The organism is Promicromonospora kroppenstedtii DSM 19349 (assembly GCF_000515355.1).
Lineage (GTDB): Bacteria > Actinomycetota > Actinomycetes > Actinomycetales > Cellulomonadaceae > Promicromonospora > Promicromonospora kroppenstedtii.
In genome coordinates, this window is sequence record NZ_KI911644.1 from 44,444 (window position 1) to 45,116 (window position 673).

At 75.9% G+C, this 673-nt stretch carries 2 protein-coding genes; both read left to right on the top strand.

What is annotated here, in order from left to right; translation table 11 throughout:
- Window positions 1-251: LuxR C-terminal-related transcriptional regulator (locus PROKR_RS09180; RefSeq protein WP_036962336.1), on the top strand; the 251-nt coding region annotated here is incomplete at its 5' end.
- A gap of 52 nt (window positions 252-303) precedes the next feature.
- A partial coding sequence (locus PROKR_RS34350) for a hypothetical protein (protein ID WP_036962339.1) occupies window positions 304-673 on the top strand: 370 nt, incomplete at its 3' end.

The window sequence follows — 673 nt, forward strand, 5'->3', positions numbered from 1 at the left end:
CGGCCGGCGGGCGGTACGTCGACCCCGAGGTCGCCGCGGACGCGTTGAGCGACGAGCGCTCGCCCCTGACCGACCGCGAGCTGGACGTGCTGCGCGCGGGCCGGAACGGCGAGACGACGCGCCAGATCGCGCGCACGCTCTCGCTCGCCCCGGGCACCGTGCGCAACCACGTCTCCACCGTGCTGGGCAAGCTCGCGGTCGAGACCCGGCAGCAGGCCGTGCTCCTCGCGCAGGAGCGCGGCTGGATCTGACGGGCACGGGGCGGGACGAGCCGCCTGCCGGGTCGGTTAGTGTTGTCGCGCCATGATCCCGACCCGCCGCCTCAGCCCCTTCCTCGCCGGTGCCCGGCGCGGTTCGATGAGCGTGCTGTCGGTCATGTTCGTGGCGCTCGCGCTGGTCAGCGTGCACGTGCTGTGCAGCGTCCACCTCGACCGCGACCACGCCGGCCACGGGCACGGCGAGGTCCCGGCCTCGGTCTCGGCGGCCCACGCGGCCACCGTCCCAGGGACGGGATCCGAGCCGCTGGGCGACGAGTCGCACGGCTGCGGAGACCACCACTCGACGTCGGCGCAGTGCGACCCGCTGCGGCCCTCCCCCGTCGTCTCGGCCGTGCTGCCCGAGCGCACCGCGCAGCGGACGGCGCCTGCCGCGGCCTACCGGGACCACCGCACCG